Source organism: Caenibius tardaugens NBRC 16725, assembly GCF_003860345.1.
Lineage (GTDB): Bacteria > Pseudomonadota > Alphaproteobacteria > Sphingomonadales > Sphingomonadaceae > Caenibius > Caenibius tardaugens.
Genome location: NZ_CP034179.1, coordinates 1,459,122 through 1,482,402 on the forward strand (window position 1 = coordinate 1,459,122; position 23,281 = coordinate 1,482,402).

The following is a 23,281-nucleotide window of genomic DNA, read 5'->3' on the forward strand; positions in this document are numbered from 1 at the left end:
TTTCCGGTGCCGTCGAACCCGGCACCGGAGCACGTGATCACCAGTTGAAGCGGAAGGACAGGCCGTATTCGCGCGGGGCCTTGTAGGCGACTTGCGAAAACAGGCCGGTGTTCCAGGTGGCCGCTTCAACATAGCGTTTGTCGAACAGGTTGTTGCCCCACAGTTCGATCGACCAGCGTTCGTTTTCCGGTTTCCAGCCAATATTGGCACGGACCAGATGCGTCGGCTGAATGTGGACAATCGGGGTGTTCGTCAGGCCCTGCAGGAACTTGGACGCGGTGTAGGAATAACCGGCCCCCATCGTGGCCGTGCCGCCGAACAGGGCGAACTCATAGGTCGCACCCAGCGTCGCCGCCCATTTGGGCGAGTTCTGCAAACGATAGCCCTTGAGATCGTCATAATCGCCGGTGAGCGAATTGAAGAACAGGAACTTGTCGTACTTCGCATCGAGATAGGCCAGCGTGCCGTTCAGCGTCAGCCCATCCACCGGCAGAGCGGTCACTTCCAGTTCGAAGCCCTTGATGGTGGATTGCGCGGCATTGAAGATCGAGGTGCCGATCTGGGTCGGGCCATCGCCGTCCAGAATGTAGTTTTGCGTGACCTGCATGTCCTTGTAGATCGTGTAGAACAACGACAGGTTGGTGCGCAGGCGGCGATCGAACCAGTCCGCTTTCAGACCGGCTTCGAAGGTGTCCACCGTTTCCGGGCCGTATGGTCCGATATCCTGCGGTTGGGAAATCCGGCCGACGAAGCCGCCCGATTTGAACCCGCGGGCATAATAGCCATAGAGCAGCAGGTCATCGCTCGCCTTGTAGTCGAAGCCGAGCTTCCACCCCAGCTTGTCCCACGACTTCTTGCGCTTGACATCGAAGCCGCCAATCGACGGCGAACCGAAGAACTGACCCGGACCATCCGGATTGAGGAAATTCTCCGTCCCCGCCAGCATTTCGGTTTCTTCGTGCGTATAACGGATACCGCCCTGCAGGCGCAGCTTGTCAGACACATCGATAAAGGTCTGCGCGAACAGCGAGCCCGACCAGTTGTCCTGTTTCTGCGTGTTGACCTGGCTGAAACCCGGCGACGCGAATTCGAGGATCAGGCTGGCGAAGTGATCGTAATGGGTCTTGAGATAGAACCCGCCCAGCAGAACGTTGATGGAATCGTTGAGATCGACCGATGTCCGCAGTTCCTGGCTCAGTTGCCAGCCCTTGGTGTGGCGATAGGTATCGAGCTGGAACGCCGGATTGGCCGTGGCATCGTTGTCGGTATATTCCAGCAGATCGAAATGCTTGTACCCGGTGATCGCGGTCAGATCGCCAATCCCGGTGTTATCCCAGTCGATCGTCAAAGTCGCGCGATAGGTATCCATGTTCCCGATATCGGGGACCGAACTGTTCGCCGAATAATACTTGTTCGGGGCCTTGCAGGGCGCTGTCGTGGACCGGCATGGGCTTTGGTACATCGGCAGCTTCTGGCCCGGATAGACCGTGCCCGGGGCGGCATAGAGGAGATCCCCCGGAACCGACCCGTTGACGACCACCGGCGCGCCATTGCGGGCGCGGCCATATTCGCCCGACAGGGTGATGTTCAGATCGGAAGTCGGCGTATACTTCAGATAGCCGCGCACCGCCGTGACATTGCGGCTGCCCATGTCCGAACCGTCGACGATGTTGGTATAGAAGCCATCGCGGCTGCTGTGCATGACGGCCACCTTCGCCGCCAGCACATCCTCGACCACCGGAACATCGATCGCCGCCTTGACGTCAATACGATCATAATTGCCGATGGTCACTTCGGCCTTGCCCCCGAATTCACCGGTGGGCTGGGCCGTGCTGACATTGACAACCCCGCCCGTGGTATTCGCGCCGAACAGCGTCCCCTGCGGGCCGCGCAGCACTTCCACCCGGTCGACATCGAACAGGTCCAGCAAGGCGCCCATGGAGAAGTACTGCGGCACCCCGTCCTGAACGATCGACACCGTGTTGCCGGCGAACGGATCGGGTTCGATCACGCCAATACCGCGAATGGTGAAAACGGCGCTGTTCGGCGTATTGGTGAAATTGTTGATCTGAATATTGGGCACCGTGCCCTGCAGATCCTTGAGGCTGGTTGCATGGAGACTGTCGACCATCGCGCCCGACACCGCCGACACGGATATCGGCACATCCTGCAAACTTTCCGCCCGTTTTTGCGCGGTCACGACAATTTCCTGCAAACCGCCGCCTGACGATACCGGTTCGCTGGCTTCCTGCGCCATTGCCGGGCTGGCCATCAATGCCGCGAGGGCGATAGCGGAACTGTAACAGTAACGTTGCGGATGCATTCGGCTTCCTCTCCACATGCCATGGAACCGCGCTGCTGCGCGAGAATGCCGACCGGCCATGCGCTGTTCGTCACTGCGCACAACGTCGGACGCTTCCTGTTCCAACTGGCGTTGCGTTCGGGCTCGCGCCCGAAACTCCCAAAATACTTTTATTTCAGATGCATAATGCAAAAAACATCGCTCTGATCGCCTCATGATACAGACCGGCGCTTTCGCTCCCACTCTCCTTTTGATCACCTTGACCTGCTATTTTTTTAGTGAAACATTGTCTTATAAAAATCTTCACACGAGTCATGTGACTGATTTATCCGGTCGCCGTTTCCCGTCGTGGCAGCACCGCGGCAGGCCCGGCATCCCGTTCCCGGTGAGAGGAGAAGGAAGAATGCGATCTGTAAAAGTACCCGTCGAAGAACGCTTCGAACTGGAAGATGCGCTGATCAACTACTGCACCATGGTGGATTCGCTGTCGGACATCGACGGGATCGTCGATTGCTTTGCCGACGATGCGATTCTCGATCTCTCGGGATTGCAGCTTGATGTCTACCAAGGATCGGATGCCATTCGCGGATTCTACGCGAAAGTTTTCGAAACCATGAGCCATCACATGCACACGATGAGCAATTTCTACGTGACAGCGTATGACGGTGATACGGCCAGCATTCGCGCCTATATCGCCGGGATGGGCCGGTCGCAGACGGGGACCGATGTGCTGGTGCACGTCTATTACGATCTCGATCTGGAAAAATCGGCCGACGGGGAATGGCGCTTCACACGTTTCTACGAAGCGCCGCAATTGCCGATGCCCGCATCGGTTACCGCAGTCCACGCACACGCCTGACCTGTCGCACCGGGCCGGGCCTGTGCGCCCGGCTCGCCACGACCCGGAACATGCGTTATCCGGTGGCGCAACAACGCTTGCAGGAGAAGAACGCTTGCCCCGGAAAGTGGATCACGAGGAACGAAGGCTGGCGATCGCCGCCATCGTCGAACAACTGGTCTACGAACGGGGCGTGGAAGCGCTGACCATCCGTGACATCAGCGAAAAAGTGGGCATCAGTACGACTGTCGTGTCCCACTACTTCCGCAGCAAGCTCGATATCCTGATCTTCACCCACCAGACCGCACGCAGCCGTACCGAGAAGACACTGCAGGACGCGCTCGACCGCGGCAAAAGCCTGGGCGCGTGCCTCGAAATCCTGCTCCCCACCACGGAAGAACGGTGGCGTGACTGGCACACCTTTTTTGCGTTCTGGGGCATGGCGCCGGAAAACCCGTCGGTAAGCGACGAATGGTCTGCGGGCACGTCGGGCGCCAACACGCTGTTCGCAAAAATCGTCATGCGCGCGCAGGAAATCGGTGCGATCGACCCCGCGATTGATCCGCGCGCCGCCGCCACAGAAATTCAGGTCTATATCAATGGGATCGCGACGCTGGTCGCACAGGATCGCAAGGCCTGGCCGGCAAAGCGCCAGAAACAGATGCTACACGATCTGTTGTCCAGCAACCTGGCCCGGCCTCGTCCCGAATAGACGGATCGGGCAACCGGGCGGGTGTCCGCCGCATAGAATAAGGGTCGGACCATTTAACCGGCCCGACCCTCAAGCATTCGTCATGACGCGGCACGATACCGCGCGGCTTTATTCGGCGGCTGCAACCTGCGCCAGTTGATCGTTGGCGACCGGGCTCAGGAACTGGCCCGGCATTTCGCCCGTGAACTTCTTGCCATCGAACGTCACCACGCCGTTGACAATCGTCAGGCGCATCGGTGCCGGTTCGCGGGTGAAGCGCCACGTGTGGCCACCCTTGCCATCGGGAACGTCAAACGCCTTGATCATGTCGCGACGCTTGATCTCGTCCAGCTTGAACACGGTGATATCCGCGCGCTTGCCAACTTTCAGTTCCCCGCGATCGGTCAACCCGAAGAAGTTCATCAGCTTGCCGGTGAGGATATGCACGGCCTGTTCGAGGCTGATGCGCTTGTCCTGCATCACGTATTTGGTGATGAGTTCGACGTTCTCGCCGCCGCCACACAGCATCTGGCCATGGGCACCGGCATCGGTGACATTGCCGACCGACATCGGGTTGGTCATCCAGCGGGTCGTCATTTCCTCATCCTTGGGGAATGGCGACATGTGGACGGTCGAGAGGATCCCGTTCTCGAGAATCCATTGCGCCATGGCATCGCTGCGATGCAGGCCACGGCTTTCGGCGAATTCGGCCAAGGTAATATTGACCGGGCCAACGCCGTTATCGGAATTGATCAGTTCCAGACGCTGCGGGTTGTTCATCGGGGCCCATTGCCAAGCTTTGGTGTCCCAGCTTTCGCGGGCGCGGGCGCGCCATTCGGGATCGGCCAGCAGGCGACGCTTTTCTTCGTGATCGTCCGCCATCACCACTTCGTGCCAGACGTAGTCGTTCGACTGGGCGAAGATCAGCGATTTGACGATCGACAGGACGTTGGTCGGCGCGACATGCGATGCGGTCGGCCAGATGTCATAGCCTTCGGCCTGCATCTCGATCATGCGGTTTTCAAGCGGTCCGGCCAGATCCTTCTGGAAGTCGAGCGTGGCGATCGTACCCGCCGTCTGGATGCGCAGCTTGCGCCCTTTGGTGAGGCGGGCGACGCGTTCGAGCATCTGCGGTGCGGTCTTGCGCGTGAAGATGTCCAGAATGACCTGATAGCTGACGCCTTCATAGCGTTCGAGAACATCGAACAGCGCTTCGAATTCGGCATCGTCAGCCAGCAGGGTCGGCACCGGACGATCGGAACCATCGTGGTCGAACAGGTTGTCCGACATGCCGAGCGCACCGGCGGCCAGAGCATCGTCGAGCAGTTCGGCCATCTTGGCGATTTCAGCCGGCGTGGCCGCACGGTCCCATGCCTCAAGGCCGAGCACGGCAAGGCGCAGCGCCAGATGGCCGACAAAGGCGGCATAGTTGGCCGGCACGCGGACATGCTTGATCATCGAGGTCTTGTATTCCGACCACTTTTCCCAATCCCACGGCAGGTTCTGGAGGAACGGACCTTCCGGAATATCTTCGAAGAAGGCGAAAATCTTGACCATCTCGTTGCGTGCGGCTTCCTCGCGCGAGATCGGCGCCGCCGAAAAACCGCAGTTACCCATGATGATCGAGGTCACCCCGTAACCGGGCAGCGGATCGAGATCGTTCTGCCACCACATCGTGGCGTCATAGTGGGTGTGGCTTTCGACGAAGCCGGGCGTGACGTAGCAATCGTCCGCGAAGTACACTTTTTCACCATCGGGGCGCAGATCCTCGCCAATTTCCGCGATGATCCCATCCTTGACCCGGACGTCTGCCTTATACGCAGCCGCCCCCGTTCCATCGACGACGGTACCGCCCTTGATCAGCAAATCAGACATTTTTCAACTCTCCCAACTGAACTGTTTTGTGTGTTCTGTTCGTTCATCCGCAGGCTGCACATTCGTCTCCGCAGAATCTGCGTGAATCTGTGCGTCCGCGTTTTCGGTACGGGAGTGTATCTTTAGACTCAGGTCTGCACAAGCTTCTGTGCATTTACGCAGTGTTAATCCAAATGCGATGATCGAGCGGCATCGCGCCCCCCTCGATCATCCCGTTCCCGCCTGCTGTCAGAGATGGCCTGGAAGTGGCCTAGAAGTGGATCGCGCGTCCATAGGCGGACAGGACGCTTTCGTGCATCATTTCGCTGAGTGTGGGGTGTGCGAAGACGGTCTGGATCAGTTCGGCCTCGGTCGTCTCCAACTGCTTGCCCACGACATAGCCCTGGATCAGTTCGGTCACTTCCGCACCGATCATATGCGCGCCCAGCAGTTCGCCGGTCTTCGCATCGAACACCGTCTTGATGAACCCTTCCGGCTCGCCCAGCGCGATCGCCTTGCCATTGCCGATAAACGGGAAGTTGCCCACTTTGACGTCGTAGCCCGCATCCTTCGCTTTCGCTTCGGTCAGCCCGACAGAGGCAATCTGCGGATGGCAATAAGTGCAGCCCGGAATGTTGTTCCGGTCCAGCCCATGCGGATGGACATCCTTGTTGCCCAGTTCCTGCGCAATCGCTTCGGCCGCCGTCACCCCTTCATGGCTGGCCTTGTGCGCCAGCCAGGGGCCCGGCACGCAATCGCCAATCGCCCACAGGCCCTGCACGCCCGTGCGGCCATAATCGTCAATCTGGATAAACCCGCGGTCCAGCTTCACACCCAGCTGCTCCAGCCCGATGTTTTCCGTATTCGGCTGAATACCCACCGCCACAATCACATGGCTGTATGTGGATGTCTCGACCTTGCCGTCCTTGCCCTTGATCCGGGCAGTCACCCCTTTGGCATCGGCCTTCAGGTCTTCCAGCGCGGCCCCCGTCTGGATCGTGATGCCCTGCTTGGTCAGCGCCTTTTCCAGAAAGGCCGACACATCGGCATCTTCCACCGGCACGATCCGGTCCATCATTTCCACAACTGTCACTTCCGCGCCGATATCGTTGTAGAAGCTGGCAAATTCGATCCCGATCGCACCCGAACCGATCACCAGCAGCTTGCCCGGCATTTCAGGGGGCGTCATCGCATGACGATAGGTCCACACCCGCTGGCCATCGGCCGGGGCAAACGGCAGATCGCGCGCCCGTGCGCCCGTGGCCACGATGATGTGTTTGGCGTTCAGCGTTTCGCTGCCCTTCTCGCCCTTCACCGCAAGCTGGCCAGGGCCGACCAGCGTACCTTCGCCCATATGGACGGTGATCTTGTTCTTCTTCATCAGGTGTGTGACGCCCTGATTGAGCTGTTTGGCCACCCCGCGCGAACGCTTCACAATGGCCGCCAGATCGGCCGTGATATTGTCCGCCGCCAGACCATAGTCCTTGGCATGCTGCATCTGGTGAAACACTTCAGCCGAACGCAGCAGCGCCTTGGTCGGAATGCACCCCCAGTTCAGGCAAATGCCCCCAAGGTTCTCCCGCTCCACAATCGCCGTCTTCAAACCCAACTGCGCAGCACGAATCGCCGCTACATAGCCACCCGGGCCCGATCCCAGAACAATGACGTCATAGTCTGCACTCACTGCCGTTCTCCGCATCTGCCCGATAAACGGGAATTACCAACTACGCGCCCGTTATGCCCCGGCGCGGACGGCCTGCTGCCAGGCGATTTCCATCAGTTCAGGCAGGACTTCGACACGCCGGGCGGCCTGCGCGCTGGCTGCCGTGCCGCTGGCGACGCGCCCCTTGATACCGTGGAAAATCGCCGCGAGCCGGAAGAAATTGAATGCCATATAATAGTCGTAGCCGGGCATCGCATCCCGCCCGGTACGGCGGCAATAGGCGGCAAGATAGGCCGCCTCGTCCGGAATCCCGAGACCGGCGATGTCCGCGCCATAAAGGCCCGCCACGATATGCGGCGGCATCCGATACATCATCGCATGATAGGCAAAGTCTGCACCGGGATGGCCCAGCGTCGACAATTCCCAGTCCAGCACCGCCAGAACCCGCGGTTCCGATGGATGGAAGATCATGTTGTCGATCCGGAAATCGCCATGGATCACGCTGGCCGTATCGTCGTCTTGCGGCAGATTGGCCTGCAACCAGTCGATCAGGCGATTCATATTGGGATCGCGTCCGGCCGCTTCATCGGCGAAGTACTGCTGCGACCAGCGGTTGACCTGCCGCGCGAAATAATTGCCCGGCTTGCCATAATCCCCCAGACCCGCCGCCTGATAATCCACGCTATGCAGGCGGGCGATCGTTGCATTCATGGCATCGAACAGCGCCGCGCGTTCCGCATTGCTGACGCCCGGCACAGTGGCGTCCCAGAATATCCGGCCTTCCACCATTTCCATGACGAAGAACCACGTGCCGATCACGCTGTCATCGGTGCACATGCCATAGACGCGCGCAACCGGAAAACCGGTGCCATGCAGCGCGCTGAGAACGCGGGCCTCACGCTCCACCGCGTGCGCGCCTTTCAGCAGTTGGCCCGTGGGCTTCTTGCGCAGGACATAGGATGCCCCCGGTGTGATCAGCTTGTAGGTCGGGTTCGATTGCCCGCCCTTGAACTGTTCGATCGTCAGCGGCCCAGCATAGCCTTCGACATTGTCGGACAGCCACGCCGCCAATGCCGCTTCATCGATCGCATAGCCTTCACGAACCGGCGTCGTGCCCGAATTGGCGGCCGCAGGATCGCCCTGTCCGCTCATGCCAGCCCCTGTGCGTGCTTCCATTCGCGCTTTATCTTCTTGGCGAGGCTCCACTTGTGCACTTCGGTCGGGCCATCGTAGATGCGAAAGGCGCGGATTTCACGGAACACCTGTTCCACAATCGTCTGGTCGGTCACGCCCGTACCGCCCATCACCTGCACGCAGCGATCCGCGATGCGCATCAACGCTTCCGACACGGCAACCTTCGCCATCGAGCTTTCTTCCGTGCCCAGCGAACCGGTATCGAGCACTGCGGCGCACCAGTCGATCATCAATTCCGCCTGGCGCAGTTCGATCCTGTTTTCGGCCAGCATGAAGCCCACGCCTTCGTGATCGATCAGCGCCTTGCCGAAAGCCTGACGGCGGCAGGCATAATCGCTGGCGATCTCCTGCGCGCGAATACAGGCGCCAAGCCAGCGCATGCAGTGCGACAGCCGGGCCGGGCTGAGGCGGACTTGCGCATATTTGAACCCTTCGCCCGCTTCACCCAGCATCTGTTCGGGCGACACGCGCAGATTCTCGATCGTCAGCGTGGCATGGCCGCCGGGCATCGAACTGTCGATGGTGTTCGGTACATAGTCAATCGTGATCGCCGGATCGGGCAGGTCGACCAGAAACATGCACGCGCCTTCATCGGCCTTGGCCATGACAATGCCCACTTTGGCCCCGGCAAACCCGGTGATGAAGCTCTTGCGGCCATTGATGACCCATTCGTTGCCATCGCGGTGGCAGGTCGTCTTCATCATCGACGGGTCGGACCCTGCCCCACCCCAATCGGCGGGTTCTGTCATCAGGAACGCCGAACGGGCGCGCCCTTCGACCATCTGCTTGAGGAAGCGATCCTTCAACGCGGGGCTGCCGACATGCCCAAGCAAATACATATTGCCTTCGTCGGGCGCATTGGTGTTGCAGGCCAGCGGCCCGAGCGGCGACAGCCCGGAACGGATCAGCACCACAGCCGTTTCGCGCTGGGTCAGATGGGTGCCATCAGGCAGAATATGCGGCGTCAGAACCCCGGCTTCGCGCGCCTTCGCCCGCATTTCCTGCACCAGTTCATCCATCGGCGCGCCATGGTGATCGCGCCGCGGGTCCCGTTCGTAAGGGATCACCACTGCGCGGACAAAGGCTTCAACCTTGTCCGCGAGTTCATAGGCCCGCGCAGAAATCGTCATGTGATAGTCCTGTCTTTTTCCAATTGCCCCCGCGCGGCGACCTTATGGCCCTTCGTTGCCGCGAAAGGCCTGCGGGGAACCGTGCGCAATCAGGCGAAAAGGCCTTCCGGCTCTTCGATCAACTGCTTGAGCGTTTCCATGAAGCGGGCACCCACGGCACCATCGATCGCGCGATGATCGACCGACAGGGTCAGGGCCAACCGGCTTTCGAATGCGACGCCGCCATTGGCCGTTTCCACCGGCTGGCGCGTGACCGCGCCGACTGCCAGAATGGCGGCCTGCGGCGGATTGATGATCGCATCGAACTGTTCAATCCCGAACATCCCGAGGTTGGAGACCGAGAATGTCCCGCCGTCCATATCCTCGAAACCGAGATTGCCCGCGGTTGCCTTGTCGATCAGCCGCCGCGTTTCCGCCGCCAGCTGGTCGATCCGCATGCGGTCGGCCTGCCTGACAATCGGCGTGACCAGACCTTTGGGGCTGGCAACCGCGATCGAGACATCGGCATGCGGGAAGCGATGGATCTGTTCCCCGTGTACCTGCACGTTCACATCCGGGTTGCGCACCAGCGCCACGGCCACGGCCTTTACCAGATAGTCGTTGATCGACGCCCGGGTGCCCAGCACGAGATTGGCGGTCTTGCGCAGTTCCAGCAAGGCATCGGCGCGTGCCGATATCCGCAGATAGAAGTGCGGCAGTTCCTGCTTCGCGCGCGTGAGCCGTTGCGCCACCACTTTGCGGATACGGTCGAAAGGCACGATCTGCGGGCTGTTGTCGACCGCGACGAACGGCTGCCCGAAAGCAGCTCCGCCGGTTGACGGCGCCGGGACCAGCGCGAGCACGTCGGCCTTGCCAATACGCCCACGCGCGCCGGTGCCGACAATGCCGGACAGGTCGATGCCGTGCAGCGCCGCCAGACGCCGGGCCAGCGGAGACGCGTATACCGGCCCGGTTTCTTCGGGCAGCACCGCAACCCCGCGCAGCGCAGGCTGTGAAGCCGGGCGGATCGCCTGATGGACATCCTGATAGGTGATCCGGCCATTGCGGCCCGAACCGTCGATCCCATCGAGATCGACCGCGTATTCTTCCGCCAGTTTCAGCGCTTCGGGGCTGATCGGGCGATTGGTGACGATCTTCTTCGGTGCGGCAGGCTTGTTTTCGACAGCGGCCGCGGCCGGGGCAGGTGCCGCAGCAGCCGAAGCCTGCGTTGCCTGTGCGGCCACTTTGGTTTCGGCGGGCTTGAACCCGTCGATGAAGGCCTGAATCTCCTCGTCGGTGGCCGAGGCATCGGCAAACACCGCCAGCAGCGCGCCGACCGGCTGGGCATCTTCACCCTCGCCCACCAACACCCGGCGGGCGACCGCATCGTATTCAGCCTCGACCTCGTTCGTGATCTTGGCCGTTTCAATCAGACACAGGAGTTGCCCTTTGGTGAAGGCTTCGCCTTCCTTCACCATCCATTCGGCAATCGTTCCTTCTGTCATCTCGATGCCCCACTTGGGCATGCAGAATGGGCGAATATCAGCCATGACAGCCTCCCTTAGCGCCAACCGAGAACCTGGCGCACCGCTGCCTCGATCTTGTCGGTCGAAGGCAGGTATGCGCTTTCCAGTTCGCGTGCGAACGGGATCGGCGTGTGCGGCGGTGTGACCGTCTGCGGCGGGGCCTTCAGGCTGGCAAAGGCCTTGTTGGCAACCAGCGAACAGATGTCGACCGCCAGGCCGCACCGCGGCGGCGCTTCGTCGACCACGACGAGACGGCCGGTGACTTCCACGGAATCGAGAATCGCCTCTTCATCCAGCGGGCTGGTGGTCCGCAGATCGATCACATCGCAGCCAATGCCTTCCTGCGCCAGCTTGTCCGCCACGGCTTCGCAGAAACCGAGCAACAGGCCGGTGGATACGATCGTGACATCCTCGCCCGCACGCGTCAGACGGGCATGACCGAACGGAATGGTGAAATCCGGATCATCGGGCACTTCGCCCTTCATACCGTACAGCGCCTTGTGCTCCAGAAAGACGACCGGATCGTCATCACGGATAGCGGTGCGCAGCAGGCCTTTCACATCGGCCGGGGTCGAAGGCATGACAACCTTGAGCCCGGGCATGGCAGTGAGGAACTGGTGGACCGACTGGCTGTGCTGCGCCGCGGCATTGTAACCTGCGCCATAGACCAGCCGCAACACCGCCGGGCAGCGCGACTTGCCGCCAAACATATAGCGGAACTTCGCCATCTGGTTCCAAATCTGGTCCATGCAGACGCCGATGAAATCGGCGAACATCAGTTCGGCGATGGGGCGTTTGCCCGACAGGGCCAGACCCGAGGCCGCCCCAATGATCGCGCTTTCCGAAATCGGGGTGTCAATCATGCGTTCCTTGCCGAACTGGTCGAACAGGCCGACCGAGGTCGACCAGATTCCACCGATGGCTTCGGGGCCGCCTGCGGTGCCCATACCACCCACGATATCTTCACCCAGCATCACGACATTGGGGTCGCGCGCCATTTCCTCGGCGATTGTCGAGACCACGGCCTCGCGGTACATCATCTGAGCCATTGTATTCCTGCTCCCGCCAATCAGTAGGCAATATAGACGTCGGTCAGGACGTCTTCGGCTGTCGGGCGTTCTGCGGCCCGCGCCAGTTCAACCGCTTTTTCGATCTCGGCCAGCACTTCGGTGTCGAGCGCATCGATATCGGCATGCGTCAGCAGACCGGCTTCGGTCACGCTGGCGCGAAACTTCTTGAGGCAATCGCGGGTTTCGCGGATGCGTTCGATTTCGCCCTTGCCGCGATACCGCTGCGGATCGCCTTCGAAGTGGCCAAAGAAACGTTCGGTGTCGAATTCGACCGCAGCCGGGCCGTTACCCGCGCGGACGTGCTCCAGAACCTCACGCATGGTTTCGTAAACGGCGAAGAAATCCGTGCCGTCAGCCCGCCACACCTTCATCCCGAACGCTTCGGCGCGGCTGGCGATATCGCCTGCCGTTCCCACGGCGTAATCGACGCCGGTATGTTCGGAATAGTGGTTGTTCTCGAACACGAAAATGCACGGGGCATTGGTCACTACCGCAAGGTTCATGGCCTCGAACGTCGTGCCCTGGTTGCAGGCGCCATCGCCGGAAAACGCGATGGACACCTTGCCCTTGCCATCCAGCTTGGCGGCCAGCGCCGCGCCGACCGCAATCGGTGCGCCCGCACCGACAATCCCGTTCGCGCCCAGCATGCCGACATCGCCATCGGCAATGTGCATGGAACCGCCCTTGCCCTTGCACAGCCCTTCGCGGCTGCCCCAGATTTCCTTCATCATGTCGAAGACATCGCAGCCCTTGGCCAGGCAGTGGCCATGCCCCCGGTGCGTCGAGATGATCTTGTCCTCGTTATCGAGGTGATCGCACACCCCCACAGCCACGGCTTCCTGCCCGCAATAAAGGTGGGTGAAACCCGCGATTTCGCCGGTCTGGATTTCCACGTGCAGGCGTTCCTCGAACTCACGCACGACCTTCATACGGCGATAGGCACCCAGCAGTGCGTCTCGGCTCAATTGCATGACAGCTTCCTCTCTTCGCTCACAGGCCCAGCACCGACCGTGCGATAATGTTCGACTGTACCTCGTTCGATCCGCCAAAGATCGTCCAGGCCAGACTGTTAAGATAACGCGGGGCGGCAACTTGCGCCGCGCGCGAATGGATCGGGTCCGGCGCGCTGTCGCCATAGAGTGGGCGCTGCATTTCCAGTTGCAGGCCAGCCACGCCGTGCAGATCGACTGCCAGCAGATCGATATCCTGCCGCAGGTTGGATGCCAGCAATTTGGTCAGCGATGTTTGCGGTCCGGGTTTGCGCCCCTTGGCGATTTCCGAGATGATCCGCAGTTCGATCATTTCCAGCGCCTGCGCGCCCAGCCGGGCCTGCGCCACGCGCCGTTGCCATTCGGGATCGTCCGCCAGAAGGCCGCCGCGCCCGTCAGACTCGTTCCGCGCCAACATCTCGAGCTGTCCCAGATCGTAAATCAGCTTGGGCGCATGGCACGAACCGCCGCGCTCGTTTTCCAGCAGGAACTTGGCGATTGTCCAGCCATCGCCTTCTGCGCCCACGCGATCGGCAACCGGCACAACCACGTCTTCCAGAAAGACCTGATTGACTTCATGATCGCCCGCCACGGTCAAAATCGGCCGCACCGAAATGCCGGGCTGGTCGAGATCGACAAGCAGGAAGGAAATGCCCGCCTGCTTCTTCACGCCGGCATCGGTGCGCACGAGGCAGAACATGCGGTTCGCGTGGTGGGCATGCGTGGTCCAGATTTTCGAACCGTTGAGGATATAGCGATCGCCATCCCGCACCGCCCGGCATTGCAGCGATGCCAGATCGGAACCGCTGCCGGGCTCGGAAAACCCCTGACACCAGTAATCTTCGCCCGACAGGATGCGCGGCAGATAAAACGCCTTCTGTTCGGGCGTGCCGAATGTCCACAGGACCGGGGCCAGAAGCTTCAGGCCCATCACTGTCAGGCCGGGTGCCCCGGCTTCGGCGCATTCCTTTTCGAAGATATAGCGCTGCACCGGGCTCCAGCCCGTGCCGCCATATTCCTTCGGCCAGTTGTAGCCCAGCCAGCCCTTGGCGTGGAGCACCGCGTTCCACACCTGCCCGATTTCGGGCTCCACGAACACCGTGGGCGATGCCGCCGCACCGGATTTGACGGTATCGGGCAGATGGTCCCGCAGGAACCCCCTGATCTCGTCGCGAAATGCGGCTTCTTCGGTCGAAAGGTCGATATCCATTAACGTTCCAGAATAGTCACAGCAGAGACGCCGGGTGCGCCATAGACATGGCTATAGGCTGTCTTCGGATTTCCAGGCACCTGGCGGCCACCCCCATCGCCGCGCAATTGCACCACATTTTCATAGACCTGACGCAGGCCGGAGGCGCCGATCGGTTCGCCACAGGCCAGGCATCCGCCATCCGTGTTCACCGGCAACCGGCCGCCGATCTCGGTCAGCCCATCAGCCAGCCAGCGTTCCTGTTCGCCGTCCTTGCAGAAGCCGTTTTCGGCCATGTGCATGAGTTCCGCACCGGCTTCCGTATCCTGCAATTGCGCCAGCGCGATATCGGCAGGGCTGATGCCTGCGAGTTCGAAAGCCGCCGCCGATGCGATATTGGTGGCCGAACCGCCACGCTCCACATCGATCGAGGGCGCAAACACCTCGAACGAACCGGGCGGGCGAGTGCGCATGGTTGCCGCTTTCAGGCGGACCAGCGGCTTGCCCAGTTCGCGCGCCTTTTTCTCACTCGCCAGCAGCAGCGCGACACCGCCTTCTGCGGGTGAGCAGAACATGTACTTGGTATAGGGATCGCTGATCATGGGCGCTTCCATGATCGTCTCCAGCGACACAGGCTCGCGCCGCCAGGCATGCGGTGCATGGACCGCGTTACGGAATGCCTTTTCCGCCACGCGCCCCAGCGTGGTGGGCGAAATGCCGTGATCGTGCATATACCGCGTGATCTTGTTCGCAAAGAATTGCGTGGTGATCATGTAGCCGGCTTCGCCATACCAGTCCGGCAGATTGTATTCGGCTGGCAAGGCGTTGAACGCGCCGCGCGGATGCTTGTCGAAGCCGACAGCCAAGCCAAGCTCGAACTCGCCCGACTTGATCGCCATTTGCGCGGAAAACAGGGCTGAACCACCCGCCGCACAGCCATTGCGCACATTGATGAACTGCACCCCGGTCAGGCCGAGACGATCCACCATGGTATCGGGATTGCCTGCGGAATCCGATCCACCGTAGGCGAACTGGACATCGGGCCAGGCGACACCGGCATCGGCAAGCGCCTGCCGCACGGCGAATACACCCTGATCCAGCCCGGAAAGCCCATCGGTCCGCCCGAAAGGATGGATGCCGACGCCAACGATGCAGACATCGGTCATGCTGCGGCTCCTATGGGTTCAAATGCAGGAATGATCACGGAATCAGGCGCATCGGGGTCCAGCGGAATCAGCGTGAGTTCCAGCGGCATGCCGATGGCGATATCTTCGAAGGCGACATTGGCCAGCCGCGCCTCGACAATCACTTCGCCCGGCAGTTCGATATAGCCGACCGGCCAGGGCCGGAAGGCATCGGGCCCCGCATAAGGCGGCGATTTGGGACGGTAGCGCTGGATCGTGTAGGACCACAGGGTCCCCGTGCGCTGCAACGGATAGGGTTCGTAATCGCCGTTTTCCGGGCACGGAAAGACGATACGGCCCGTGGTGCGGTTCCGCCCGCCTATCAATCGTGGCGTAGATTCGTCTGTCAGCAGCCCTTCGGCAATAATACGCATGTCGGTTCCCGGACGGAGGCGATTCCTCTCTTCCGGCATTTAGGCCGACCGGGTCCAACTTTCCGACTCATCAAAACGCTAGGGTAGATTCATCAGTGCCTTGCGCACGGTGCACGAACGTCTGGCAACGCGGCTGACGGCAAATCGCGGACCGCGCGGAAACAAGCGCCAGAGCGCCTACTTGACGAGAGAAATATAGCCGAGTTGCGCAGCCTTGAAGACCGTCTGGCTACGATTGACGGCATTGAGCTTCGTCGCGGCATTGTGAATATGGAAACGCACAGTTGCGCGGCTGCGCGACATGATCATGCTGATCTCCATGTCGGTCTTGCCGATGGCGGCCCAACGCAGGCATTCCACTTCCCGTTTCGAGAGGCGCGATTCCGGCGGCAACGCCTGATGGGTGCCCATGACCTGCACGTAGGTTGCGATGAAAGTCCGCGCATAGAGGCCGAAAGCATCGCCCAGCAGCGTGAATTCTTCTGTAAGGTCTGTCTTGTCCTGGTCCATCGGATCGAAGCTGACCGCGCCGATCTTGCCAAACGGCAGGTGTACCGGCACGACAATGGCCGCCTTGGTCATCGCCCGCTGTTCGAAATTCGCCAGATCGATCGCATCGAGGTAGATGTTTGGTTCGCGCGTCCGGAAACCGCCCTCGTTCACCCAGAATGGCTGGCTTTCGAACCGACAGGCCGTGGTGAGCGGGGAATCGAGCGCCAGTTTTGAATTGCGCCACCAGACCCGTTCGTGGTCTGTCCAGCCGAAGACATCGTCCGCAAGAATATTCCCGTCGGCATCCACTGGTGTACGCTTGTCCGCAATGTCATGCGCGGGCGCGACCCGCATGCCATATTCCGCCGCAATTTGGCACAGGGCCTGTGCCGCATCCCGAATTTGTTCCGGCGCGGTGATCCTGACCGCATCGACATGTTCCTGGGACAAAAGCGGCATAAAAATCCTTCCCTGCGACTTGTTTTATTTATAGCCGCAATGCGTTGAACACATTTTCGGCAGCACTGGAATCACATTTCCGATTCCTAGCCTTTTGCACAGCGTAGCGCAGGCGCAGTACCTGATACAGCCCTTCACAGCGAAGGGAGTGCAAGGTGAATTTCGATCTTAACGAAGATGAGGAAATGCTCAAGGCTTTGGCTGAGCGGTTCGTCACCGACATTTATGATTTCGAAAACCGACGCTCCTTTCTTGCCGCAACGAACGGCTACTCTCAGGACAATTGGCAACTGCTGAGCGAACTGGGCCTGATCGGGGCCGTCTTCGACGAAGCCGACGGCGGGCTTTCTCTGGATGCCACCGGCATCGCGACTGTGTTCGAGGCCCTCGGCCGCGGGCTGGTGGTCGAACCGCTTATTGACAATATCGTGCTGGCGGGACGCCTGTTTGCAGCAACGGCAGATACGGTTCTGCGTGAAAGCTGGCTAGCGGATGTTGTCAGTGGCGAACGCCGCATCGCGCTGGCCCATAGCGAGAATCACAGCCGCGCCGGCAGGCTCTGGGTGGAAACGGCGGCGCGAACCAATGGCAGCGCCACCCGTCTTTCCGGCAGCAAGAATTGCGTCCCCGCAGGGGCCGGGGCCGACGGCTATATCGTCAGCGGCCGCACCAGCGGGGCACCCGATGCCGCAGAAGGCATCGCGCTCTATTTTGTGCCCGCCGATGCCACCGGGCTGCGACGTGAAGCGTGGCGGATGGCCGATGGCAGCAGCGCGGTATCGCTTGCACTCGACAATGTGGAAGTCCGCCCCGAACATCATCTGGCGGGGGGCTGGGCCGCGGTCGAACAGGCCGAAGATCTGGCCAATCTGGCCCGTGCAGCAGAAGCACTGGGCATCATGGAACGGATTTTCGCGGAAACGCTGGACTATCTGAAAACGCGCGAGCAGTTCGGCGTCAAGCTGGGCAGCTTTCAGGCCCTGCAACACCGGATGGCCACCCAATATTCCGTGCTGGAACAGTGCCGGGGTCTGCTGAACCTCGCCCAGATATCGTATGGGACGGACAGCTTCTCAAGCAATGTGAAGGGTTTGCGGGCCTTTATCAGCCCCGCTTCGGTCACGCTTGGGCAGGAAACGATCCAGATGCATGGCGGGATGGGCATCACCGACGAATTGCTGATCGGCCACGCGCACCGGCGCCTGCTGCTGCTGTCCCGCTGGCCCGATACGCCATCTGTCGCGCTGGAACGCTACGCCGCAACGCGCTGACAGAACGGCGCGATAAAGGACAGGCGGTGAACCGGCCTCAGGCCGGTTCGCGATCCTTCAGCCAGCCGATCCCACGGCGCAGCAAATCGTAGAACACCGGGAGATCCCAGGCGCAGCGATCCACCGTTGGCCACCATTCGGCCATGGGCTGCAGATCATAATGCCCGCGGCAATGGCCAAGGGTCAGGTAAAGCACCGCCCCCTTGCCATGCTGCTTGATATAGAAAACGGGGTGCGTACCCAGGGCATCGTCCGCTTCGACAAAGCCGGTTCCCGGCACCGTGCAGTCCGTTTCCAGCAGAACGTGCAGATCGCCGTGCGTTTCCATGTGATAGAGTTCGTCCGTGGTGTCGAACGGTTCCACCCCCTGCACCAGCGGATGCTCCGGATCGGCCACTGTCACCGTATAGGGCACGATCGGCGGGTGCGAAAGGAACTGGCTGCCGAGCATGTCCATGAATAGCGGTGCCCAGCGCGGGGCATCCCACAGTCCGTTGTCGAGCAGGCGCAGCACGGAATTGGTGCCATGCAGGGCATACCACCGTCCGCCTTTCGCCAGCCAGTCCCGCAGCACTTCCTGCGCCTTCAGCGAAGGCGTGACATCACAGGTATAAGTGATCAGGATGTCCGCCGCCTCGAGCGCCTCGATCGTCTCGTAGTTCTCGAACACGCGCGTGCGGATACGCTGGTCCTCGCCCAGAAGCTTGAGCAGCTCCAGCCGGGCGAAGTCCATATCATGCCAGACCCCGCCGCATATCAGCACACAATCGATACGCGGCGGGCGGGCTTCATCCGCACCATTCACGGCTGCATTCATACAGGATCACCTTCGACATATTTGGCCAGCGTCTGTTGAAACTGACGAATGCGGATTTCCTGATAATTCGCAAGCTGCACTTCTCCGTTCTTGGAGCAATGCAGCCCTTCCTGCACGAAGGGCAGATTGGACATGTCCTGTTCGAACACGTCACCCAGCCCGCCCAGTTCGGCGGCATTGGTCCAGGGTTCTTCCAGGCTGAGATAGTGCATCGGCACACCGCGAGGGATCGGATCGCCCTTCTTGACCCGCGCCAGAACCCGCACTTCCATCAGGCAGGTGTCAGGCGTTTTCCCGGGCCGCCAGCGATAGACGATATTCGGCATGAACCCGCCCCAGGGCGAGAAGTTGGGGAACACGTTATAGACCAGCGCATCGAGCAATTCGGAATCGGTCGCATGTTCGTGATCGTATCCGCTCTGCGCCTTATAGGCTTCGCGCAGGGCCGCGCCCAGCGCGACACGCGCGGTTGCGCCTTCGGGCACGGCCACTGCGTACGGATCGCCTGACGGATCGTAATTGTCGGACGAACGGCCGTTGTACTTGATGAATTCATCGACGATCCACTGCTCGCTCTTCCCCGCAGGGTCGACGTGCGGGCTGAGAATGCCGAACGGCACGAGGTTGGCGTTCACATTGTCGCCCCAGATCTGATAGGCGCTGTTGGAATCACCCGTGAACGGCAGCAACTGCGGATGCGTGACAATCGTGTGCCACGCTTCCATGAAGGCTTCCGACGTGGCTTTCCAGTTGGCAGGCACTTCCTTGCCGACCCAGACCACTGTGGTGCATTCTTCATGCCGCCAGCGCGTGAAATGTTCCGGCAGGGGGGCGAGGAATTCCTCAAGGCTCGGCCCGCCTTTTTCTTCGCGAAGGAAGATGTAACCGCCCCACAGGCCCACTTCGGCATCGGGCAATTGCAGCGCTTCATTGGTGAGGTGTTTGAAATCCCACGAACAGGGCATACCGGCGAAAGACCCGTCCTTGTTCCAGCTGAAACCATGGAACGGACAGACGAACTTGTCCGCAGTGCCATCTTCGGTCCGCAGCTTGCGTCCGCGATGCAGGCAGACGTTGTGAAACGCCCGGACGGAACCATCTTCCTGCCGCGAAATCAGCCAGGAACGGCCCGCGTTTTCAAACACGGTGTAATCGCCCGCTTCGGGAATATCTTCTTCACGCGCGGCGAACTGCCAGACGCGGGGCCACATCCGTTCCCGCTCCAGCCGGGCGAATTCCTCGCTGGTGTATCGGCTGGCCGGGATCGGTTCCGACCCGCGATATTCGTAACTTTCCTTGGCGAGAAAATCCGGCGCGGGGCGCGAATCCTCCTGCAACAATTGGGTCCAGCTGATTCCGGGGCTACGGGCGCCGCCAAGTTCCGGATCGCGATCTGCCATTCTTATAATCCTTCTACCCAAAATCGGAGTCTGTCATTCTTGCCCCGGTTCTGCCCTCCTATACCCGTCCTCGTCACCTTGCCGAAAGCATAGGTTTCGATCACGGATTGTCCTGCCCGCAAACCGGATAGAGCAGAAAAAGGGGCCGCTGCCGTTGGCGATGCGCCGCGGCAACGGCCCCCAAAGGGCATCGGTATTTCCCTTCCCTGCTGTCAGAGGGAAGGACGCAAAGCATTCAGCGGCGGCCTTCGAGGTAATCGTTGATGACCTCGTGGAAACGGGCAACGCGCGTTTCCTGCCTGGAAAGATGCGCCCCTTCGAACGCCATCGAACGCAGGCCCTGCTGCTGGGTCACCGCGAGCGAGAGATCCTGTTCGAGGAAATCGCCTTGTGCGATGGTGGTCTTGTAATCGCTGAAATCGGCATCTTCGAATTCCGCTTCGCGATAGGGGCGCATGCCATAGAGCGTGCCGACTTCGGCCTGCCCTTCCACGGGTGCGGCCAGATACCAGTAATCGAACGTGGACCAGTTCGGATCGTCCGCATCGGGTTCGGTACGGAACACGTGCAGCCCTTCACCCGTGCCTGTCAGCGTCAGGTTCGGGAACACGGTGTGATGGATCTGATCGGTCAGTTCATCATCGGTAAGGTCCGCGAAATAGTGATAGCCGCGTTCGGGGCCAAGCCGCCGGCGCGCTTCCTGCAAGGCCACGCGTCCATCCTGTGCCCGCCCTTCGAAATCGGCGGGATCGAGATCCCATTCGGACAGGACTTCGGCCCACAATGGTTTGACCTGCTGCGCATCGGGATAACGCGATGACGGCTGCAGCTTCTCAATCATCCGGTTGTGCCCGTTGGGGTACATTTCGAACACCGTGGTAGAATAGTGATCATCGATCATCGGTTCGAACTGCGGGTGCACGGCAGGAATGTGATAGGCTTCGTTGAAGTTGTCCGAAGCGAATTTCCAGTTGGTGTTGACCCGCAGGCGCCGCCACACGACCCGCGTCCAGTTTTCCAGATCCCGATTGGCCAGAAGCGTCGGAATAGGGTCGAGGAATTCGAGCAACGGCTTCGCATCGGGATCGAAGCTGAAGAAGATGAAGCCACCCCAGGTGTCGCAGCTGACTTCCTTCAGCGCCAGCTTGCCGCACGGATTGACGTCGAAATCCTCAGGATCCTGCACGGCATCCAACTGCCCTTCAAGGCTGTATTTCCAGTTGTGATAAGGGCAGGTGAAGTGGGTCGCCACGCCGCCTTCTGCGGTATTCACCAGACGATTGCCACGATGCTGGCACACGTTGAAGAACGCGCGGATCGACCCGTCCTGCTGTTTGACCATCAGGATCGATTCATGACGGAATTCATGCGTGATGAAATCGCCCGGCTCTTCAAGCTGGCTGGTCCGGCCACCCACGTGCCAGACCTTCTTCCACATATGTTCCCATTCGCGGTCTGCGAAATCCTTGCTCCAGTACCGGTCGCCAGTGATCCGGTCACCGCGCGCGCGCGGGGTTTCCGCATCGGGATGGGTGGGATAGCCAGCCTTGCCGGCGGGCGTTGCAAATGTTGTCGCCATGGTTCTGTCTCCCGCGATCAATGTTCGCCGTGAATTTCTTCAAGCGACCCCGGCATCGGCATCATCGGGGTGATGGTATAGTGGCGGCACTTCCACACACCCGCCTGCTGCACGCATTCCATGCGGTAATGCACCTGCACCGTGACCGTGTTGCCATCGTTCGCACGGCCCATGCCTACGACATAGGCCGTCATCGCGCCCGCTTCCCCGTCCCAGCTCTGCGGGCGGAAGTTGGAGATCATGTGAAAGTGATGGCTCATATCGGCGAACACGGCATCGAAGAATTTTCGGATCGCGGGTTTGCCTTCCATCAAGGGCAGCCCGATCGCGGTGAGATCGGCAACCGCATCCTCCGTGAACAATGCCAGCAACGGTTCGACATCCTGAAGACCATCGACCGCATAGCAGTAGTCGGTCATCACATCTTGCAGCGCCTGGCGGACTTCCTGTGGCATCTGTGTCATATTCTGTTCCTCGTTCGCTTCAGATATCTCGCACGATCACGCCGGAGCGGGTCATGCCATGGTTTCGCCATTGTCGATGGTGATGGTGGTTCCGGTGATGTGCTTGCCATCGTCACAGGCAAGGTAGAGCACCATGTTGGCCACATCGTGCGGTTCGCCCATGCCGAAATTGGTTGCCTGGTCGAGACCGGCATTGCCTTCGGGCAGTTCGCTCACCGCCTGGGCCGTCATCGGGGTGGCAATGCCCCCCGGCGCCAATGCGTTGACGCGGATCCGGTAACCCTGTTCACGGCAATGGACTGCGACCGATCGGGTCAGCCCGACAATCCCCGCCTTGGCCGCGCTATAACCGGGAATGGCGCTGATGCCCTTGAAGGCCGCAACCGATGCAATGTTGATGATCGACCCGCTGCCATCGCGCGACATATGCGGGATGGCCGCCTGACAGCCGAGAAATGTGCCGTTCAGCATGACATCGATCTGTAACCGGAAATCGGCGAAAGGCTGTTCTTCCACAGTCGAAAAACGCACCAGCCCGGCATTGTTGACGAGAATATCGAGCCGTCCGAACCGGGCGATCACTTCCGCAACCACTTCGTGCCAGCGCGCTTCATCGCGCACATCGTGATGCAGATAAACACAGCCGGGGATTTCCGCAGCCAGCCGCGCACCGGCTTCGTCCTGCACGTCGGTAATCACCACCTGCGCGCCTTCACGCGCCAGCACGCGGGCATCTTCCGCGCCGAGGCCCGACGCCCCGCCTGTTATCAGGGCCACACGTCCATTCAACTTGCCCATACGATGTCCTTTCTCTCC

20 protein-coding genes are annotated in these 23,281 nt (G+C 60.7%); 3 read left to right on the forward strand and 17 right to left on the reverse strand.

Annotation, left to right across the window (positions count from 1 at the left end; all coding sequences use genetic code 11):
* Window positions 1-37 precede the first annotated feature (37 nt).
* Window positions 38-2,323 (reverse strand): TonB-dependent receptor, encoded by a 2,286-nt coding sequence (locus tag EGO55_RS06585; protein WP_021690855.1) that lies wholly within the window; start codon window positions 2,321-2,323, stop codon window positions 38-40.
* Window positions 2,324-2,705: 382 nt separating this feature from the next.
* Between EGO55_RS06585 and EGO55_RS06590 the strand changes: the two genes are divergently transcribed.
* Complete coding sequence (locus EGO55_RS06590; protein WP_021690854.1) at window positions 2,706-3,161, forward strand: nuclear transport factor 2 family protein; 456 nt, start codon at window positions 2,706-2,708, stop codon at window positions 3,159-3,161.
* A 94-nt stretch (window positions 3,162-3,255) separates the two neighbouring features.
* Window positions 3,256-3,852 carry a TetR/AcrR family transcriptional regulator gene (locus tag EGO55_RS06595; protein WP_021690853.1) on the forward strand — a complete coding sequence of 199 codons (597 nt, stop codon included), beginning with the start codon at window positions 3,256-3,258 and terminating at the stop codon, window positions 3,850-3,852.
* 108 nt (window positions 3,853-3,960) lie between these two features.
* Here EGO55_RS06595 and EGO55_RS06600 read toward each other — a convergent pair whose 3' ends face one another.
* The 11 genes from EGO55_RS06600 to EGO55_RS06650 form a co-directional block, all read right to left on the reverse strand.
* Window positions 3,961-5,706 (reverse strand): N-acyl-D-amino-acid deacylase family protein, encoded by a 1,746-nt coding sequence (locus EGO55_RS06600; protein WP_021690852.1) that lies wholly within the window; start codon window positions 5,704-5,706, stop codon window positions 3,961-3,963.
* A 250-nt stretch (window positions 5,707-5,956) separates the two neighbouring features.
* Window positions 5,957-7,369, reverse strand: a complete 1,413-nt coding sequence (lpdA, locus tag EGO55_RS06605; RefSeq protein WP_021690851.1) for a dihydrolipoyl dehydrogenase — start codon at window positions 7,367-7,369, stop codon at window positions 5,957-5,959.
* 51 nt (window positions 7,370-7,420) lie between these two features.
* Window positions 7,421-8,500, reverse strand: a complete 1,080-nt coding sequence (locus EGO55_RS06610) for a phosphotransferase (RefSeq protein WP_040716345.1) — start codon at window positions 8,498-8,500, stop codon at window positions 7,421-7,423.
* Window positions 8,497-9,672, reverse strand: a complete 1,176-nt coding sequence (locus EGO55_RS06615; protein WP_021690849.1) for an acyl-CoA dehydrogenase family protein — start codon at window positions 9,670-9,672, stop codon at window positions 8,497-8,499. Before EGO55_RS06615 ends, EGO55_RS06610 begins: the two co-directional genes overlap by 4 nt.
* Window positions 9,673-9,761: 89 nt before the next feature.
* Window positions 9,762-11,201 carry a dihydrolipoamide acetyltransferase family protein gene (locus EGO55_RS06620; RefSeq protein WP_021690848.1) on the reverse strand — a complete coding sequence of 480 codons (1,440 nt, stop codon included), beginning with the start codon at window positions 11,199-11,201 and terminating at the stop codon, window positions 9,762-9,764.
* 11 nt (window positions 11,202-11,212) lie between these two features.
* Window positions 11,213-12,226 carry an alpha-ketoacid dehydrogenase subunit beta gene (locus EGO55_RS06625; RefSeq protein ID WP_021690847.1) on the reverse strand — a complete coding sequence of 338 codons (1,014 nt, stop codon included), beginning with the start codon at window positions 12,224-12,226 and terminating at the stop codon, window positions 11,213-11,215.
* 20 nt (window positions 12,227-12,246) lie between these two features.
* Window positions 12,247-13,218, reverse strand: coding sequence for a thiamine pyrophosphate-dependent dehydrogenase E1 component subunit alpha (locus EGO55_RS06630; protein WP_021690846.1), 972 nt, complete (start codon window positions 13,216-13,218; stop codon window positions 12,247-12,249).
* A gap of 19 nt (window positions 13,219-13,237) precedes the next feature.
* Entirely contained in the window at window positions 13,238-14,446 is a 1,209-nt protein-coding gene (locus EGO55_RS06635; protein ID WP_021690845.1) for an acyl-CoA dehydrogenase family protein, read from the reverse strand.
* On the reverse strand, window positions 14,446-15,591 hold the full coding sequence (locus EGO55_RS06640; protein WP_021690844.1) for a thiolase family protein: 1,146 nt from the start codon (window positions 15,589-15,591) through the stop codon (window positions 14,446-14,448). The genes EGO55_RS06635 and EGO55_RS06640 overlap by 1 nt, the downstream gene beginning before the upstream one ends.
* Window positions 15,588-15,983, reverse strand: a complete 396-nt coding sequence (locus EGO55_RS06645; RefSeq protein ID WP_040716340.1) for a Zn-ribbon domain-containing OB-fold protein — start codon at window positions 15,981-15,983, stop codon at window positions 15,588-15,590. The genes EGO55_RS06640 and EGO55_RS06645 overlap by 4 nt, the downstream gene beginning before the upstream one ends.
* A 177-nt stretch (window positions 15,984-16,160) precedes the next feature.
* Window positions 16,161-16,934 carry a LuxR C-terminal-related transcriptional regulator gene (locus EGO55_RS06650; protein WP_021690842.1) on the reverse strand — a complete coding sequence of 258 codons (774 nt, stop codon included), beginning with the start codon at window positions 16,932-16,934 and terminating at the stop codon, window positions 16,161-16,163.
* Window positions 16,935-17,089: 155 nt separating this feature from the next.
* On the opposite strand from EGO55_RS06650, the gene EGO55_RS06655 reads away from it, so the two are divergent.
* Entirely contained in the window at window positions 17,090-18,205 is a 1,116-nt protein-coding gene (locus EGO55_RS06655; RefSeq protein WP_021690841.1) for an acyl-CoA dehydrogenase family protein, read from the forward strand.
* A 37-nt stretch (window positions 18,206-18,242) separates the two neighbouring features.
* Here EGO55_RS06655 and EGO55_RS06660 read toward each other — a convergent pair whose 3' ends face one another.
* From EGO55_RS06660 to EGO55_RS06680, 5 genes are all read right to left on the reverse strand, one after another.
* Complete coding sequence (locus tag EGO55_RS06660) at window positions 18,243-19,022, reverse strand: ThuA domain-containing protein (protein WP_021690840.1); 780 nt, start codon at window positions 19,020-19,022, stop codon at window positions 18,243-18,245.
* On the reverse strand, window positions 19,019-20,422 hold the full coding sequence (locus tag EGO55_RS06665) for an aromatic ring-hydroxylating oxygenase subunit alpha (RefSeq protein WP_021690839.1): 1,404 nt from the start codon (window positions 20,420-20,422) through the stop codon (window positions 19,019-19,021). Before EGO55_RS06665 ends, EGO55_RS06660 begins: the two co-directional genes overlap by 4 nt.
* Window positions 20,423-20,657: 235 nt before the next feature.
* Complete coding sequence (locus EGO55_RS06670) at window positions 20,658-22,001, reverse strand: aromatic ring-hydroxylating oxygenase subunit alpha (protein WP_021690838.1); 1,344 nt, start codon at window positions 21,999-22,001, stop codon at window positions 20,658-20,660.
* 17 nt (window positions 22,002-22,018) lie between these two features.
* Window positions 22,019-22,465 (reverse strand): nuclear transport factor 2 family protein, encoded by a 447-nt coding sequence (locus EGO55_RS06675; RefSeq protein WP_021690837.1) that lies wholly within the window; start codon window positions 22,463-22,465, stop codon window positions 22,019-22,021.
* A gap of 51 nt (window positions 22,466-22,516) precedes the next feature.
* On the reverse strand, window positions 22,517-23,263 hold the full coding sequence (locus EGO55_RS06680) for an SDR family oxidoreductase (RefSeq protein ID WP_021690836.1): 747 nt from the start codon (window positions 23,261-23,263) through the stop codon (window positions 22,517-22,519).
* Window positions 23,264-23,281: the final 18 nt, after the last annotated feature.

Bases quoted from the DNA above. Each gene is read 5' to 3' on its own strand.
- EGO55_RS06585 (WP_021690855.1), bottom strand. From the start codon at position 2,323: ATGCATCCGCAACGTTACTGTTACAGTTCCGCTATCGCCCTCGCGGCA.
- EGO55_RS06590 (WP_021690854.1), top strand. From the start codon at position 2,706: ATGCGATCTGTAAAAGTACCCGTCGAAGAACGCTTCGAACTGGAAGAT.
- EGO55_RS06600 (WP_021690852.1), bottom strand. From the start codon at position 5,706: ATGTCTGATTTGCTGATCAAGGGCGGTACCGTCGTCGATGGAACGGGG.
- EGO55_RS06610 (WP_040716345.1), bottom strand. From the start codon at position 8,500: ATGAGCGGACAGGGCGATCCTGCGGCCGCCAATTCGGGCACGACGCCG.
- EGO55_RS06615 (WP_021690849.1), bottom strand. From the start codon at position 9,672: ATGACGATTTCTGCGCGGGCCTATGAACTCGCGGACAAGGTTGAAGCC.
- EGO55_RS06620 (WP_021690848.1), bottom strand. From the start codon at position 11,201: ATGGCTGATATTCGCCCATTCTGCATGCCCAAGTGGGGCATCGAGATG.
- EGO55_RS06625 (WP_021690847.1), bottom strand. From the start codon at position 12,226: ATGGCTCAGATGATGTACCGCGAGGCCGTGGTCTCGACAATCGCCGAG.
- EGO55_RS06630 (WP_021690846.1), bottom strand. From the start codon at position 13,218: ATGCAATTGAGCCGAGACGCACTGCTGGGTGCCTATCGCCGTATGAAG.
- EGO55_RS06635 (WP_021690845.1), bottom strand. From the start codon at position 14,446: ATGGATATCGACCTTTCGACCGAAGAAGCCGCATTTCGCGACGAGATC.
- EGO55_RS06640 (WP_021690844.1), bottom strand. From the start codon at position 15,591: ATGACCGATGTCTGCATCGTTGGCGTCGGCATCCATCCTTTCGGGCGG.
- EGO55_RS06645 (WP_040716340.1), bottom strand. From the start codon at position 15,983: ATGCGTATTATTGCCGAAGGGCTGCTGACAGACGAATCTACGCCACGA.
- EGO55_RS06650 (WP_021690842.1), bottom strand. From the start codon at position 16,934: ATGCCGCTTTTGTCCCAGGAACATGTCGATGCGGTCAGGATCACCGCG.
- EGO55_RS06660 (WP_021690840.1), bottom strand. From the start codon at position 19,022: ATGAATGCAGCCGTGAATGGTGCGGATGAAGCCCGCCCGCCGCGTATC.
- EGO55_RS06665 (WP_021690839.1), bottom strand. From the start codon at position 20,422: ATGGCAGATCGCGATCCGGAACTTGGCGGCGCCCGTAGCCCCGGAATC.
- EGO55_RS06670 (WP_021690838.1), bottom strand. From the start codon at position 22,001: ATGGCGACAACATTTGCAACGCCCGCCGGCAAGGCTGGCTATCCCACC.
- EGO55_RS06675 (WP_021690837.1), bottom strand. From the start codon at position 22,465: ATGACACAGATGCCACAGGAAGTCCGCCAGGCGCTGCAAGATGTGATG.
- EGO55_RS06680 (WP_021690836.1), bottom strand. From the start codon at position 23,263: ATGGGCAAGTTGAATGGACGTGTGGCCCTGATAACAGGCGGGGCGTCG.